At 49.4% G+C, this 16,060-nt stretch carries 16 protein-coding genes; 10 read left to right on the forward strand and 6 right to left on the reverse strand.

Features of this window, described 5'->3' with window-relative positions; all coding sequences use genetic code 11:
• The 3 genes from murD to mraY all read right to left on the reverse strand — a co-directional run.
• Window positions 1–1,003, reverse strand: a 1,003-nt coding sequence (murD, locus tag Q0614_RS01180; RefSeq protein ID WP_298785911.1) for a UDP-N-acetylmuramoyl-L-alanine--D-glutamate ligase, incomplete at its 3' end; no start/stop codon positions are given.
• The gene (locus Q0614_RS01185) at window positions 1,000–1,524 is read right to left on the reverse strand and encodes a hypothetical protein (protein WP_298785913.1); all 525 of its coding nucleotides are present in this window, start codon (window positions 1,522–1,524) and stop codon (window positions 1,000–1,002) included. The genes Q0614_RS01185 and murD, both read right to left, overlap by 4 nt.
• A 1-nt stretch (window position 1,525) precedes the next feature.
• Window positions 1,526–2,590 (reverse strand): phospho-N-acetylmuramoyl-pentapeptide-transferase, encoded by a 1,065-nt coding sequence (gene mraY, locus Q0614_RS01190; RefSeq protein WP_298785915.1) that lies wholly within the window; start codon window positions 2,588–2,590, stop codon window positions 1,526–1,528.
• Window positions 2,591–2,789: 199 nt separating this feature from the next.
• On the opposite strand from mraY, the gene gpmI reads away from it, so the two are divergent.
• From gpmI to rho, 6 genes are all read left to right on the forward strand, one after another.
• A complete protein-coding gene (gene gpmI / locus Q0614_RS01195; protein WP_298785917.1) occupies window positions 2,790–4,256 on the forward strand; it encodes a 2,3-bisphosphoglycerate-independent phosphoglycerate mutase in 1,467 nt (488 codons plus the stop codon).
• 101 nt (window positions 4,257–4,357) lie between these two features.
• The gene (fabG, locus tag Q0614_RS01200; protein WP_298785919.1) at window positions 4,358–5,101 is read left to right on the forward strand and encodes a 3-oxoacyl-ACP reductase FabG; all 744 of its coding nucleotides are present in this window, start codon (window positions 4,358–4,360) and stop codon (window positions 5,099–5,101) included.
• A gap of 68 nt (window positions 5,102–5,169) precedes the next feature.
• Window positions 5,170–5,406: an acyl carrier protein gene (acpP, locus tag Q0614_RS01205; RefSeq protein ID WP_005873350.1), complete on the forward strand. Its 237-nt coding sequence runs from the start codon at window positions 5,170–5,172 to the stop codon at window positions 5,404–5,406.
• A gap of 18 nt (window positions 5,407–5,424) precedes the next feature.
• Complete coding sequence (locus tag Q0614_RS01210; RefSeq protein ID WP_297901608.1) at window positions 5,425–6,642, forward strand: beta-ketoacyl-ACP synthase II; 1,218 nt, start codon at window positions 5,425–5,427, stop codon at window positions 6,640–6,642.
• Window positions 6,642–7,580, forward strand: a complete 939-nt coding sequence (gene accA / locus Q0614_RS01215; RefSeq protein WP_298785921.1) for an acetyl-CoA carboxylase carboxyl transferase subunit alpha — start codon at window positions 6,642–6,644, stop codon at window positions 7,578–7,580. The genes Q0614_RS01210 and accA overlap by 1 nt, the downstream gene beginning before the upstream one ends.
• A 61-nt stretch (window positions 7,581–7,641) precedes the next feature.
• The gene (rho, locus tag Q0614_RS01220; protein ID WP_005873347.1) at window positions 7,642–8,988 is read left to right on the forward strand and encodes a transcription termination factor Rho; all 1,347 of its coding nucleotides are present in this window, start codon (window positions 7,642–7,644) and stop codon (window positions 8,986–8,988) included.
• 345 nt (window positions 8,989–9,333) lie between these two features.
• Here the strand turns inward: rho and Q0614_RS01225 are convergent, their stop codons facing one another.
• From Q0614_RS01225 to Q0614_RS01235, 3 genes are all read right to left on the reverse strand, one after another.
• Complete coding sequence (locus Q0614_RS01225; RefSeq protein ID WP_297949905.1) at window positions 9,334–10,110, reverse strand: hypothetical protein; 777 nt, start codon at window positions 10,108–10,110, stop codon at window positions 9,334–9,336.
• A gap of 192 nt (window positions 10,111–10,302) precedes the next feature.
• Complete coding sequence (locus tag Q0614_RS01230; protein ID WP_298785923.1) at window positions 10,303–11,646, reverse strand: sodium-dependent transporter; 1,344 nt, start codon at window positions 11,644–11,646, stop codon at window positions 10,303–10,305.
• Between the two features lie 311 nt (window positions 11,647–11,957).
• On the reverse strand, window positions 11,958–13,307 hold the full coding sequence (locus Q0614_RS01235; protein ID WP_298054023.1) for a sodium-dependent transporter: 1,350 nt from the start codon (window positions 13,305–13,307) through the stop codon (window positions 11,958–11,960).
• 121 nt (window positions 13,308–13,428) lie between these two features.
• Here Q0614_RS01235 and Q0614_RS01240 point away from each other — a divergent pair, with 121 nt between their 5' ends.
• From Q0614_RS01240 to Q0614_RS01255, 4 genes are all read left to right on the forward strand, one after another.
• Entirely contained in the window at window positions 13,429–14,055 is a 627-nt protein-coding gene (locus tag Q0614_RS01240; RefSeq protein WP_298785924.1) for a nitroreductase family protein, read from the forward strand.
• 125 nt (window positions 14,056–14,180) lie between these two features.
• On the forward strand, window positions 14,181–14,816 hold the full coding sequence (gene thyX, locus Q0614_RS01245; protein ID WP_298785926.1) for an FAD-dependent thymidylate synthase: 636 nt from the start codon (window positions 14,181–14,183) through the stop codon (window positions 14,814–14,816).
• Between the two features lie 35 nt (window positions 14,817–14,851).
• Entirely contained in the window at window positions 14,852–15,598 is a 747-nt protein-coding gene (locus Q0614_RS01250) for a hypothetical protein (RefSeq protein WP_298785928.1), read from the forward strand.
• A 226-nt stretch (window positions 15,599–15,824) separates the two neighbouring features.
• Window positions 15,825–16,060: hypothetical protein (locus Q0614_RS01255; RefSeq protein ID WP_298785930.1), on the forward strand; the 236-nt coding region annotated here is incomplete at its 3' end.

The following is a 16,060-nucleotide window of genomic DNA, read 5'->3' on the forward strand; positions in this document are numbered from 1 at the left end:
GCAGATCGTATTTTTTAAACTCCGCAAAAAGCGGGTGCAGATCCACGCCTTTATCGTCGCCGCCGAGGATCAGATGTATTTTGCGCCCCGCGTATCGCTTCAGCGCCTGCGCGCACGCATCGATGTTGGTCGCCTTCGTGTCATTGACCCAGACCCTGCCGCGCGCGTCGGTAAACTCCTCTAGCTTATTGCCTTCGATCACGAAGTCGTTTAGTCGCATGGCGTCGCATCTGTCGAATAAAATTTTTTCCACACACAGCGCCAAAAGCGCGTCTATCAAAAACGGAGTGCGGAATTTTATCTCGCCTAAATCGATGCCGAATTTTTGCGCCAGATCCGCTTCGTTTTCGTAGCAGATCACGCGAGCTAGGCTGTTTTGCGCGGCGGCGGAACTTTCGTAGGCGCGCGGGATCAGCGCTACGGAGCCTTCGCGCATCGCTAGCAGCGGCGAGAGTTTGGCGCGCTCATACTCCGCAAAATCGCCGTGCCAGCTGAGATGATCGGGCGTGATCGCAAGCAGCACGTAGATGTCGGGGCGCGCATGTTTGGTGTAGTGCAGCGTAAACGAGCTCGTCTCCAGCACCCAAATTTTAGCGCTTTTATCAAGTTTTGCAAGCGGAACGCCCACGTTGCCGCCCATTTGCGAGCCGTATCGCTCGAGCAGATACTGCATCATCTTTGTCGTCGTGGTCTTGCCGTTCGTGCCGCTGATCCAAATTTTAAGGCCTTTATAATCGTCAAAATAATCATATTCACTGATTAAATTCCGTGCCTTTCGCACCAGTTCGTGATGCGGCGGGAAGCCAGGGCTAGGGATTTCAAGCTCGCTTGCGGCGGGATTAAACTCGCTCGGGTTTAAAAGCGCGTTGCCGAACTCGTCCAGCTTCGGCGCGCCCGAAGAAATTTTAAATTTATCGTCGTAGATCTCCCAGCAGCCTTCGTCGCGGCAGTGCTCGGCGATCGCTCTGGTCGTAAGTCCGTAGCCAAATAGCGATTTTTTCATTTTTCTCCCCTTTTGCCCCATAAAATTTGAGTTATCTCGTCGGTGCTAAGCTCGGCAATTTCGCCGCTTCTCTCGCATCTTTCAAAAAGCCTCGGATCGTAAGTATCCTTAAAATTTAACTTTAAAAACTCGGTAAAATATCCGCCGTCTGCGGCAAAATTAGGACGGTAGTAAAAAGCGTCTAAAAAAGCATCTCCCGTCTCGCACGGCTCAAAAGTGCTCATCCGCTCCACGATCTCGCGCAGTTCGTCCTTTGTGATATCCGGCACTAATTGCGGCTCCGGCAGTGCGATATCGAAAGCCAAATTTTCCGCGCCGTCCGCTTCCCACCACTTCCAAAGATCAAATTTGCTCATATCTTTGCCCGTGATTTCGTGTAGCGTCGCCTCTAGCTCGCGGTATTTTGCGCCGTCAGGATCGCCGTTATCGTCGCAGTAAGCCGTGTAGGCTAAAATTTGCTTTAAAATTTCGTCGTATATTCCGCGCGCCGTTTCGAAGTCGGGTTCAATTTGCGCTCGCATTTTATCTCAGTTTCAGCGACGTCAGCGCTATGATATTTGCGATCAGCGCGATGATCCAAAAGCGGATGATGATTTTGTTTTCGACCCAGCCTTTAAGCTCGAAATGGTGGTGTATCGGCGCCATCAGGAAAATTCTGCGTTTAAAAATTTTAAAGCTGCCCACCTGCAAGATCACGCTGAGTGTCTCGATGACGAAGACGAAGCCGATCATTATGAGCAAAATTTCATTTTTCGTGATGACCGCGCAGTATCCTAAAAATGCGCCTACGCTGAGGCTGCCGCTATCGCCCATAAATACTTCGGCGGGGTAGCAGTTAAACCACAAAAACCCAAGCAGCGCGCCGATGAGCGCCGAGACGATGATGCAGACCTCGCCCGCGCCCGCGACGCGCGGTAGCAAGAGATACTGCGAGTAGATCGCATGCCCGCAGAGATAGGCGAACACGCCCAAGCTGCAGAGCGAAAATACCGACGGAATGGTTGCTAGCCCGTCTAGCCCGTCGGTTAAATTTACCGCGTTTGAGCTAGCGCTTATTACGATCGTCCAAAACAGCGGCGCGAAAATCCATAAATTTAGCAGAGGGTATTTGAAAAACGGCACGAAAAATTCCCCGTCCAGATCGCTAAAAGCATAAAGCGTAGCTCCGATCAGAAACGCCAAGAAATTTTGCAGCGCAAATTTAGCCCGCGCGCTAAGGCCTGCGTGGTTTTGGCGGCCTAAAATTTTAGAGATGTCGTCCTTGAAGCCTATGTATCCAAAGCCCACCAAACAAAGCAGCCCGCATAGCACGAAGACGTTGTTTAGCTTGGCGCACAGCAGGCTTGCGAGCACCGCGGCGGTAACGAAAACGAGCCCGCCCATCGTGGGGGTTTTGCTCTTTTTCTGATGGTTTTGCGGCGCGAGCTCGTAAATGGGCTGCGCGGCGTGTCTAGCTTGCGCCCAGCGGATAAACCGCGGCATAGCCCAGACCGAAAAACAAAAAGCGATAAAAAACGCAAGGCCTGCGCGCGCGGTGATGTATTGGAAAAAATTTATATTCGTAAGATGGTAAAGATAATAAAACAAAGTTTGCCTTTTAAATTTTATGAAATTTTAATACGAAAACGCGCATTTTAGTATAAAAGAGGTAAAATTTAGCTTTTAGGGCGGATGAAATTTTGCCGCATTTGCCAAAAGAAAGTATAATGCCGCTCGTAAAAACAGCGCCGCAGATCCGTTTCAAAAGACCTGTGCGGCGAAATTTAGACGAAATTTAGGAGCCAAAATGGGGCAAAAGACGATTTTACTCATTACCGACGGCATCGGCTTTAACGCGAGCGATAAATTTAACGCGTTTGCGAACGCAAAAAAGCCCGCCTATGATTATCTTTTTAAAAACGTGCCCAATACGCTGCTGCGCACCTCCGGGCTTGCCGTGGGCTTGCCGCAAGGACAGATGGGAAACAGCGAAGTAGGGCATATGACGATCGGAAGCGGTAGAATTCTGTATCAAAACCTAGTCAAAATCGATCGCGCGATCGATGAAGGCTCGCTTGAGAAAAACGAAGCGCTACAAAGCCTACTTTCAAAGTGCCGCAGGCTGCACGTCATAGGGCTTTACAGCGACGGCGGCGTGCATTCGCACCTGCGCCATTTCGACGCGATCTGCGAGATAGCGCAGAAAGCGGGTTGCGAGACATGGGCGCACGCTATCACCGACGGGCGCGACGTTTCACCGAGTAGCGGAGCGGAATTTTTAAAGCACCTACAGGCTAAATTTAAAGTCGGCAGCGTTTGCGGGCGCTTTTACGCGATGGATCGCGACAAGCGCTTTGACCGCGTAAAGCGCGCTTACGACGTGCTTTTGGGTGAAGCGGCGCCGCTTGAAATTTCGCCTAGCGAGTACGTGCTGCAAAGCTACGAGCGCGGCGTGAGCGACGAGTTTATCGAGCCTGCGAGCTTTAACGGCTTTGGCGGTATCGGCGCGGATGACGGAGTGATTTTTATAAATTTTAGAAACGATCGCGCCAGGGAGCTTTGCGCGGCTTTGGGTGATGAGGGCTTCGGCGAATTTGAGCGAAAATTCGTCGTGCAAAATTTAATCACGATGAGCGAATACGACGCGAGCTTTAAATTTCCTCTGCTATTTGAGAAGCCTGTGCTTAAAAACACGCTTTGCGAAGTGATCGCGGAAGCCGGTCTTACGCAGCTTCACACCGCCGAGACCGAAAAATACGCCCACGTGACGTTTTTCTTTAACGGCGGCGTCGAGGAGCCGCTGCCGAACGAAACTCGCGTGCTGATACCAAGCCCGAAAGTAAAAACCTACGACGAGCAGCCGCAGATGAGCGCGCCAGCGGTGTGCGACGCGGTGATCCGCGGTATCGAAGCGGGGATCGATTTCATCGTCGTAAATTTCGCAAACGGCGATATGGTCGGCCATACGGGCAATTACGACGCCGCGGTAAAGGCGGTCGAAGCGGTGGATGAGTGTATCGGTAAAATTTTAAACGCGGCGAAGGCGCACGATTACGCCTATGTCCAGATCAGCGATCACGGCAACTGTGAGGCGATGCGAGACGCGGACGGCGAAATTTTAACCAACCACACGACCTTTGACGTATTTTGCTTCGTGCTGGGACGCGGCGTGCGCGAGCTAAAAAGCGGCCTCGGGCTTAGCAACGTCGCAGCGACCGTGCTAAAGCTAATGGGACTGCCAAAGCCTGCGGAGATGGATGAGGCGCTATTTTAAAATTTAAACGGCGCAGCTCGCGAGCAGATTTAAACTGCTAAAATTTAGGTAAATTTGGATAAATTTACGCTAGATATTAAAATTTTAATAAAAGGACAAGTATGAAATTTAGTGGAAAGAACGTTTTAATTACCGGTGCGAGCCGCGGTATCGGCGCGCAGATCGCAAGGACTTTGGCATCTTACGGGCTTAAGGTGTGGATCAATTATCGCTCTGCACCAGAGCCTGCCGACGCGCTGCTAGAGGAGATCCGCGCAAACGGCGGAGAGGGCGCCGTGATAAAATTTGACGCGACGAACGAGGCGGAATTTAGCGAGGCGATTGCCCTGATCGCGCAAAGCGACAGCGAGCTAAGCTATCTGGTAAATAACGCGGGCATCACGAACGACAAGCTCGCGCTTAGGATGAAGCTGGAAGACTTCATGGGCGTGATCGAAGCAAATTTAAGCAGCGCCTTTATCGGCTGCCGTGAAGCTTTAAAGCTAATGAGCAAAAAGCGCTTCGGTGCGGTCGTAAATATCGCCTCGATCGTCGGCGAAATGGGCAACGCCGGGCAGGCCAATTACAGCGCGAGCAAGGGCGGAATGATCGCGATGAGCAAGAGCTTTGCAAAAGAGGGCGCAGCGCGCGGAATCCGCTTTAATTGCATAACTCCGGGCTTCATCGCTACGGATATGACGGACGCGCTAAGCGACGACGTAAAAGCAAGCTACGAAGCGAGCATCCCGCTTAAGCGCCTCGGAAGCACGAGCGACGTCGCCGAAGGAGTTGCGTTTTTGCTTAGCGACGGTGCGGGCTACATTACCGGAGAGTCGCTTAAAATCAACGGCGGGCTCTATATGTAGCGTTAAATAGCGGAATTTAAGGTTAAATATTATAGAATTACGCGGTATTTTTTTAAAGGAGTGCTAAAATGGCAGTATTTGAAGATGTAAGAGACGTAGTTGTAGAACAACTCAGCGTTAGCCCGGATCAGGTTAAACTTGACTCTAAAATTATCGAAGATTTGGGCGCGGACTCTCTTGACGTAGTTGAGCTAGTAATGGCTTTAGAGGAGAAATTCGGTATCGAGATCCCTGATAGCGAGTCCGAAAAATTAGTAAGCATTAAAGACGTAGTAGATTATATAGAAAATTTGCCTAAGAAATAAAATTTTAAGGAAGCGGTTTTGAAACGAGTCGTAGTAACGGGCATCGGGATGATAACCTCTCTCGGGCTTGACAAACAGAGCAGTTTTGAAAATATCTGTAACGGAAAAACCGGGGTTGATAAAATTTCGCTCTTTGACGCTAGCGAATTTCCGGTTCAAATTGCAGCTGAAGTAAAAGGTTTCGATCCTTCGAGCATAATCGAGGATGGAAAAGAGATAAAAAAGATGGATAGATTTATCCAGCTGGGACTTAAAGCCGCGGGTGAAGCTATGGATGACGCTAAATTTAGCGGTTTCGATAGCGACGAATTCGGCGTTAGCTCCGCTAGCGGTATAGGCGGTTTACCGAATATCGAGATAAACGCCAATACCTGCTTGCAGCGCGGCCCTAGGCGAATTTCTCCGTTTTTTATCCCCTCTGCTTTAGTAAATATGCTCGGCGGCTTTGTTTCTATATATTATAAATTAAAAGGTCCGAATTTATCCAGCGTTACGGCTTGTGCGGCTTCCGCACATGCGATTATGGACGCTGCGAGAGTTATCATGATCGGCGAAGCGAAAAAGATGCTTGCAGTGGGAGCCGAGGCTGCGGTTTGTCCCGTAGGTATCGGCGGATTTGCCGCAATGAAGGCGCTTTGCGCTAGAAATGACGATCCCGCGCACGCTTCGCGTCCGTTTGATGCAGAGCGAAACGGCTTTGTTATGGGCGAAGGTGCGGCGGCTTTGGTTTTAGAAGAGCTAGAAGACGCAAAAGCGCGCGGCGCTAAAATTTACGGCGAGCTCGTAGGATTCGGCGCTAGCGGCGATGCTTATCATATCACTTCGCCTAGCCTAGACGGCCCGATACGCGCTATGAAAAAAGCCTACGAGATGGCGGGACGCCCAAAGATTGATTATATCAACGCTCACGGAACGTCCACCGCGATAAACGATAAAAACGAAACCGCGGCGTTAAAAGAGCTTTTCGGCGAGGGGAAGGTGCCTGCGGTCAGCTCCACCAAGGGTCAGCTAGGACACTGCCTGGGCGCTGCCGGAGCGGTAGAGGCTGCGATCAGCCTTTTAGCGATGCAAAACGGCATCATACCGCCTACGATAAATCAAATTTCAAAAGATCCCGATTGCGATTTGGATTACGTGCCAAACGTCGCTAGAAAAGCCAAACTCGATTGCGTCATGAGCAATAATTTTGGATTCGGCGGCACGAACGCATCGCTTATTTTCAAAAGAGTAGATTAATGGCTAGCTATCTGGACTTCGAAAAGTCTATAAAGCAGATCGACGAGGACATCACCGCCGCTAAAATTCGCGGCGATGAGGATGCGGTCGAAATTTTAAATAAGAACCTCGAAAAAGAAATTTCCAAAGTTTATAAAAATTTAAACGAATATCAAAGGCTTCAGCTTGCGCGCCACCCAGATCGCCCTTACGCGATTGATTATATTCGCGCGCTTTTGCAAGACGCTAGGGAGCTTCACGGCGACCGCGCCTTTAGAGACGATCCGTCGATCGTGTGTTATCTGGGTATTATGGGCAACCGTAAAATTGCCGTGATTGCCGAGCAGAAGGGTCGCGGCACCAAAAATAAGCTGAAGCGAAATTTCGGCATGCCGCATCCTGAGGGTTATCGCAAGGCGTTGCGTGTAGCGAAACTTGCCGAGAAATTTAACATTCCGATTTTATTTTTGATCGATACTCCGGGCGCATATCCGGGACTTGGCGCCGAGGAGCGCGGTCAGAGCGAGGCTATCGCGCGAAATTTATATGAACTCAGCGATCTTAAAACCCCTACGATCGCCGTCGTTATCGGCGAGGGCGGCAGCGGCGGAGCTTTAGCGATCGGCGTGGCCGATCGTTTGGCGATGCTTCAAAACTCAATCTTTTCGGTTATCTCTCCCGAGGGCTGTGCCGCGATTTTGTGGAACGATCCGAGCAAGAGCGAGGCCGCTACGAAGGCGCTAAAGATCACCGCCGAGGAGCTAAAAGAGCTGGGCTTGATCGACGACGTGATCAAAGAGCCTAAAACGGGCGCCCACAGAGATAAAGACGGCGCGATAAAAGCGCTTGGAAACTACGTCTTAACCGAGCTGCACAAGCTAGACGATCTTAGCATAGACGAGCTCATTAGCAGAAGACAACAAAAAATTTTAAGGTTCGGTGCTTACAAAGAGAACTAAATTTTAAATTTCACGACTTTTTTAAAACCAAATTTAATAACTTCACACTCTAAGAGGACAAATGGAAAATACAAATCAAAATTCCGCTCAGACCGCCGTTTCAAATTCTAATCAAAACGGTAGAAAAACTTACGCTAAAACGCACGTTCCCGTCGAGGGCTACCAGATCGAGGAGCTCCGCTCGATGGATCTTGAAAATCTCATCGCTATAGCAGACGAGCTAGGCGTCGAGAACCCGCGCGAATTCCGCCGCCAAGCGCTCGTTTTTGAAATTTTACGCATGCAGACGAAGCAGGGCGGCTTCATACTTTTTACGGGGATTTTGGAGGTTACCGCCGAGGGTTACGGCTTTTTGCGCGGTATAGATTCAAATTTAAGCGACAGCGCCAACGACGCCTACGTGAGTCTAAGTCAGATCCGCAAATTCGCCCTGCGCGTCGGCGACATCGTTACCGGCCAGGTGCGCGAGCCGAAGGATCAGGAGAAGTACTACGCGCTCTTAAAGATCGAGGCGATCAATTACAAATCGATCCAAGAGGCTAGAGAGCGCCCGCTATTTGACAATCTCACGCCGCTTTTCCCGACCGAAAAGCTCAAGCTCGAATACGATCCGATGCGCCTTACCGGTCGCGTGCTCGATCTTTTCACCCCGATCGGCAAGGGACAGCGCGGGCTCATCACGGCGCCTCCGCGTAGCGGTAAAACGGAGCTTATGAAAGAGCTTGCCAACGGCATTACGCGCAACCACCCCGAGGTCGAGCTTTTGGTATTGCTAGTCGACGAGCGCCCGGAGGAGGTGACCGATATGGAGCGCAGCGTGCGCGGCGAGGTATTTAGCTCGACCTTCGATCAGCCCGCATTCAACCACGTTCGCGTCGCCGAGCTCGTCATCGAAAAGGCAAAACGCGCCGTCGAAAATGGCAAGGACGTCGTCATCCTGCTTGATAGTATCACCCGCCTTGCGCGCGCCTATAACACTGTCACGCCTAGCAGCGGCAAAGTCCTAAGCGGCGGCGTGGACGCAAACGCCCTGCACAAGCCGAAGCGCTTCTTCGGTGCGGCGCGAAATATCGAAAACGGCGGCTCGCTTACCATCGTAGCTACCGCGCTCATCGAGACCGGCTCGCGAATGGACGACGTGATCTTCGAGGAGTTCAAAGGCACGGGCAACAGCGAGATCATCCTCGATCGCAACATATCGGACCGCAGAATTTACCCCGCGATCAATATCACCAAGTCCGGCACGCGCAAAGAGGAGCTTTTGCAAGGCAGCGAAAATCTGCAAAAAATCTGGGCGTTGCGCTCGGCTATCTCGACGATGGACGACGTCGAGGCGCTAAAATTTTTATACGCCAAGATGCTAAAAACCAAAGACAACACCGAGTTGCTATCGATAATGAACGGCTAAATTTTATTAAATTTAGCCTTATTTAAAATTTCGCTCTAAATTTAGCGGCGGAGCTCGCGCCGCTTGCCGCAAATACCGCCACGTAGCTTTGTATGCGCTTTTTCCAAGCGGCGCGTCTTTTTTTCAAACTCCACTATTATAAGTTTAAATTTATCGCGATATTTGCTAAACGTTTTGCGCTCGAAGCACGAGGTGCGGCGCCGTCCGATAAAATTTTACTTCGGTAAAATCTATTCGTAAGATGTCAAGCGTAAAATTTTACGAGGAATTTTATGTTTTGCTACGCACGGAGCTAGGGCGCTTGATATCGTTACTTCAAATTAATATAATACTGCCAACATCATATCATTTCATAAGCTCAAAAAGCTTCATAAATCCTATATATCTGTTTCCATGGTTATCTAATCTAGTCTCATAACAATCAATAATACCAAGGCAGCTTTCCTCGGAATTTATATTTTTTAAAAATATATCAAAATTCCGTTTCGTGCTATTGAATATAAAATTTGGATCGTCACGATACCGCTTGCTCGGCTCATACTCATTGGGGATACGTTTTATCGCTATAAATTTCATACAAAATTGGCTTTCGCCCAGTATTCTATCAATAAACGATGTTTCTTTACGGCATTCTTTTATGGTGAAAGTATCTGATAAATAAATATTTGATGAATAATGCTGATCTAGAATAATCACTTTACCTTTTTCTTTTTCATAGTCTATTTTTCTATTGCCTTCAAATGGTCTATACGTGTAATTATCTCCCGCATCGACATTATTGACAGTATGGTGGTAGATAAAATCTGAAAAAGTCCATGGGATTTTTTCATCCGATACCATTTCGTCTGTAATATCTCTAAAAGGGAGTGAAGAATTTAAATCATGTATTAAATTAAAGTCCTTGTCATTTGAATGATTTTCAAAGATTTCGTTGATTTTAGAAATAGCTTCGTGAAATGTTAAGTTGGTATCTATGGTGTAAAGTTTATTGTATTTGGACTTCCCTTCATAATAATAATTTTCCAATTCGTCCTGTACGAAATTTTGCACTATCTCATCTTTGCTAAGCCATTTTAGATCGCCGAAGCTAAACCCGCTGTAATTAAGCGCACCGACGATCACACAAACGCCGAGCGCGGCGATTAGGACTTTGGCTAGAAATTTAAGAGCTTTGAAAATTTACTCCTTTAGCAAAACGCTAGTTAAAATACAAGCCTAACGGGCTGCGATGTTAAGCGACCTTTTTAAATTTAAACTCGCTCAAAGAGGGGTTAAATTTAAACCCGTGCCGCCTAAATTTAGCAGAATCGCTTCCTACTTCCCGCCGAAAAACAGCAGATTTGCCATTATGATCACGATCGCGACGGGCGCTACGAAGCGCAGCGAAAAGTACCAAATTTTAAATCCCAGCTCGCCCATATCGGCGCCGAAAAGCCCGCGCAGGCGCTGTGCATCCATAACAAAGCCCACGAAGATCGCCGAGGTTAGTGCGCCTAGGGGCAACATAACGTTTGAGCTTACGAAGTCCAAGCAGTCAAAAAAGCTCGCGCCGAAAAGCTTAAACTTGCTCGCATAATCCGCGTGCATCGATAGCAGCGAGCATGCGCCTAGCACCGCTATGACGCACCCCGAGATGCAGACTGCGCGCAGGCGCGAAATTTTAAATCTGCCGATGAGATAGAAGACGAAGGGCTCGATCATCGAAACCGCGCTCGTGATCCCCGCAAAAAAGAGCGAGACGAAAAACGCGACTTCAAGCACTTGTCCCGCTAGCCCCATTTTTGCAAACATCGTAGTGAGCGAGACGAACACAAGCCCCGCACCCTGCGCGGGATCGGCGCGGAATTCGAAGATGAAGGTAAAGACGATGAGCCCCATCATCAGTCCGATCGCGATGTTGATAAATACGATGTTTACCGAGCTTCGCACCAGCCGCACCCCCTCGCTAAGCGACGCCGCGTATGCTGCGATACAGCCGACGCCCACGCATAGGGTAAAGAGCGCGAGCCCGAGCGCGGATAAGACGGAGCTAACGGTGATTTTACCGAAGTCTGGGTAGAAAAGAAATTTCGCCGCCGCGCCGAAGCCCTGCATCGTGCACGCATACGCAAGCATCGCAAGCAGCAGCACGAAAAGAAGCGGCATCATCACGACGTTTAGTCGCTCGATACCGCTTTTGATGCCGCGCGCGACGACAGATAGCGTCAGCACGAGCGCAAGCGCGTAAAAGCCGAGGCTCGTGGCTAGCGAATGCGAGATGAGATCGTCAAAGACGGCGCCCGCTTCCTCGGCGGTTGCGGGCAGCGGAGAAAAGCCCAAAAATATGTAGCGGATCACCCAGCCGAGGATGACGAGGTAAAAGGACAGCACCAGCATGCCGCCCGCGATGAAAATGCCTCCCGCGCGCCATTTGCGTCCGCCGCGCGGTGCCAGCGTCTCGTACGCGCTCGGTAGATCCCGCCCGCTTAGCCTGCCTAGTGCCATCTCGGCTAGGAATATGCTAAAGCCCACGCCCAGCGTGAGCGCGAGGTATAAAAGCACGAAGGCGCTGCCGCCGTTTTGACCCACGAGGGTGGGGAATTTCCATGCGTTGCCAAGCCCTACCGCGCCGCCTGCGACGGCAAGTATGAAGCCGATTTTGCTAAATTTATCGTTCATTTTCGCTCCGATTTTTTAAATTTTAAAGCCGCGGAATTTTAAAATTCCGCAGCGTGATCAGGCGCGGCTACGCTACGGCGTCTTTGCCGCGGTCTTGCGCAAGGTTGCCGCGCGGATTAGCGTGGTCGCGCCGAAGGCTGATTACGGTCGCCGCATGCTCCTATCTAGACATAAAATTCCAAGCGCGATTTTTGTAAGCCGCCATAGCCGCTCACGCATCGCCGTGAGTTCGCTATGAAATTTTGTCCGTCGCTTTTAGACTGCTTCAGCGCCAAATTTTAAATCCATGTTATCCACCTGCTTTACAAATTTTAAAAATTTAAAATTTTTAGCTGATTGAGCGCGATCACTACGATCGCGACTGGCGCCACGAAGCGCAATAGCACGAAATACCACAGCTTAAAGCCCATTCGTCCCATATATGGGCGCAGTAGAATTTCGACGGCTCGTTTTTTGATCACGAATCCTACGAAAATCGCCACGATTATGCCGCTAAGAGGCATTAAGATATTCGAGGTTAGGTAATCAAGCACGTCAAAAAAGCTCTTGCCACCTAGGCTAAAATACTCGCTCGTGCCCCCGTAATAACCCAAAATGCAGCATATCCCTAAAACATACGTCACGGCAAAAACTAAAAGCGAAGCGCGCTTGCGGCTTAGCTTGCGGGAGTTTACGAGATAATAAATCGCAGGCTCCAGCATCGAAATTGCAGAAGTAATCGCCGCAAATAATAGCGAGGTGAAAAATAAAAAGGCTAGGATGTTTCCGATCGCACCGAGCTTTGAAAAAAGTACCACCAGCGAGACAAACACTAGCCCTGGGCCTTGCGCTTTGGGATCTCCGCCGAATTCAAAGATGAAAGTAAAGACGATAAGCCCCATCATCACGCCGATTAGGACATTAATGCAGACGATATTTATGCTTGAGGTTAGGATATTAGTGCGCGCAGGCAGGCTTGCAGCATAGGTCATAATCGTAGTAACGCCAAGCGAAAGCGTAAAAAATGCAAGTCCTAGCGCTGAAAGAACACTATCCTTATTAAGCTTGGAAAAATCTGGCACCAGTAGGAATTTCGCGCTACGTCCGAATCCATCGAAACTCGCGGCGTAAATTAGCATCAAAACCAGCAAAATAAATAGCGCGGGCATCATCCAGACATTAAGCCGCTCGATGCCGCTTTTAACACCTTTAGATACGATGAAAAAGCAAAACGCCGACGCTATGGTAAAGCACACCGCCACGCTTAAAAAGTCGCTACCTAAAAGCGCTTTAAACGCTGCGCCGCTTTCATCTATACTTTTTGGCAGATAAAAAGCGCTTGAGACCACGTATTTTAGGATCCAGCCCATTACGACGCTGTAAAAAGCATAGATCAAAAGCGCACTAATCATAAAAAATCCTGCGTATTTCCATGCGCCTTTGTATGAGGGCGCGAGTTTTTCAAATGCGCGCACCGGATCACTTTCGCTTAGCCTGCCGATGACGATCTCGGCTAAAAAAATCACGAAGCTAACCAAAAGCGTCAGCAAAAGATATAGCAAGATAAATGCGCTGCCGCCGTTGGTGCCTACTAAAGTGGGGAATTTCCACGCATTACCGAGCCCTACGGCGCTGCCTGCGACTGCGAGAATGAAGCCGATTTTGCTAAATTTATCGTTCATATTATGCCTTGTAGCGGAATTTGAAAGGGCAATATTAGCAAAATCTAGCTTAACTCGCCAAGCTAGCCGAGTGGAATTTAGGCAAACCCGCTATAATGCCGCGAATTTTAAAGGAGATAAAATGAAATCGATAAAAGAAGTGATGCTCTTTCGCCACAGTTGCCGTAAATTTTGCAGCTATAAACTAAATAGCGAGCTCGTGCGCGAGATACTTGATCTTGCGCGCTTAAGTTCCAGCTCATGCGGATTGGAGCCGTGGAGGATGATGATAATCTCGGATCCTTGTGAGCTAAAAGAGCTTTCTGTAGCCTGCAACAGCCAGCCACAAGTAGCCGAGTGCTCGCACGCCGTGATTTTAATCGCGCGTAACGATCTGCGCGTGGGCGAGGAGTATTTAGAGCGCACCGTTCGCCGTCGCGCAAACACTCCGCAAAAATATGAAGCTGCGATGAATTATTTCCGCGCGAAATTTGCGGACTTAGACGACGAAGCGCTGATGAACTACGCGACCAAGCAGCTTTATATCTTAGCGGCAAATATCGCTAATATTGCCGAGGGCTTTGACGTGCGCTCGTGTATAATGACCGGCTTTGACGCCGCGGCTTTGGAAAAATTTTGCGCTTTAGAGACGAAATTTCGTCCTGCAATCGTCGTGGCTTTGGGGCGTGGTGGGCCTAGCAAATATCCGCACACGCGCTACGAGCTAGATGAAATTTTAATCTCTCGCGGCGGTAGCGAAAAAAGATAAAATGGGTCGCTTCTGCTCGCAAAGCTAGGCGCAAGCTTCGTTTATTAAAAGCGTCGTTTTGCGAAATTTTATCGGTTTAAAAGTGCGATAGCGTTAAAATGCGCTTAAAATTTCAAAGGATAATCATGCAAGTCAAACTTCTAAATTTCACTCCGCTTTGGGTCTGCTCAAACGCGATCCGCACCTGCTGGCAGAGCTTTGAGCGTGGCGATTGCGGTGGCGCCAAAGACCTAGCGCTAATAGACCGCGTCGGCAACCAGCTCAAGCACTCAAGCACGCTGGAGCACCTCTACTACAACTTCTACATCAGCGGTATTTCGCGCGCGCTGCTTCAGGAGTTGGCGCGCCACCGCCTCGCAAGCCTTAGCGTAAAATCCACTCGCTACACTCTCAAAGAATTGCGCGGCGAGGACGGCTTCATACAGGGTGATTTCGAAAACGCCGCGCGATACATAGTGCTTACGGGCAACGAAGCGGTCGATAACGCAAGTATCGCGGCGCTTGAAAATCTGCGCGTAATCTTACAAACCCCAATCAGCCTCGATATCGCCAAATACTGCCTGCCCGAGTGCTACAAGAGCGAGCTTAGCTGGAGCATAAACGCACGCAGTTTACAAAACTTCCTCGCTCTGCGCTCTAGCAAGGCGGCGCTTTGGGAGATCCGCGAGCTTGCCGGTAAAATTTATCATGCGCTGCCGCAGGAGCATAAATTTATATTCCAAAGCTGCATGGCAGGCGAGAAGATGCAAGGCGAAGAGTAGCGCGCGGGATAAATTTAGATACAAAAAGGGCTGCGATGATAAAACTTACGCAGATGAGAGCGGCTTTTGAAAAGGAGGAGCCGGACGCGCTTTATCTAAGCTACTTGGGATGGGTAAAAACCCTGATTCCGTTTTGGAGGCAGGCTGCTGCGAGGATCGCGGAGCTAAGCGGCACGGCGGATGAAAAAAGAGATAAGTATCTGCGAGCTATCGACAATTCTTTAGAACTGATGCAAGCTTGGCGGTTTAAAAAGATAAAATACGTGCAAGCAAGAAGAAAAGAGATCGATAGCACCATAAGTTTTATTCGAAACGGCGCCTTAACGCAGCAGGTATGTAGATACGCCTTTGCGCCGGTCTGTAGAAATTTAGCAAGCATTTTACGCAGCTTTTTGTATGTTTCTACTTTTGGCTATTCGGACGAGCAGCTTCCGACAGTATTTGCTCAAAAAATTTACGGCATTGCGCTGTGTCATACTTTATTTCCCTTTGATACGGGCGATTTTGTGTATTATCTGCCGCGCGAAAAATCCATCCACACCGATGACCCCGCCGATTTGGATAACTGGCATTTGATGATGGAGATAGCGGGCGGCGATTTAGGGATTTCTGCGTTGATTGAGCGGCTAAACGAACGCGCGTATGAAATTTGGACGAATTACAAAACGCCGTTTGAATGGAAATACGACGAGGGAGTTTGGAATTTAGAATTTGAGAATGTTTCAAAAAGGCTGCACTATGCGGGCTTGCGGGCTTTTGCAAGTCTGAATAAAGCGGAATAAAAAACGCGCAAAATTTTAACCGCTTTTAAAATTTTATTCGCGGGCGGTAAAAATTCTGCGAGTTCTAATGCGGGTAAAATTTAAAATTCGTTTGAGCGGGTTTTTTAGCGGCCTGCGGTATAAAATTTAGCCGCCGCGCATTTTACGACTTGCAGCGCCGACCCGAGAATTGCAGCGCCGCCGCGCCGAAAGCTCATAGGCGAGCGATAAATTTAAAGGATGGATCATGAAAAATCTAGCGCTTGTGATGTTTAGCGGACAGACGCACCTCGATTTCGTGGGATTTTACGATTGTATGTTAAGGCTCAAAGCCGTCCGCCCGCAGCTTGAGATGAGGTTTTGCTCGCGCGAGCGGCAGGTTTCGGATAGCGGCGGCCTTACGATCGATACGGGAGAGATCACGACGGATCTAGGCGGCTTTGATGCGGTTTTTGTGCCCGGCGGTATGGCGACGCGCCGCCT

It is taken from the genome of uncultured Campylobacter sp. (genome assembly GCF_937997595.1).
Lineage (GTDB): Bacteria > Campylobacterota > Campylobacteria > Campylobacterales > Campylobacteraceae > Campylobacter_B.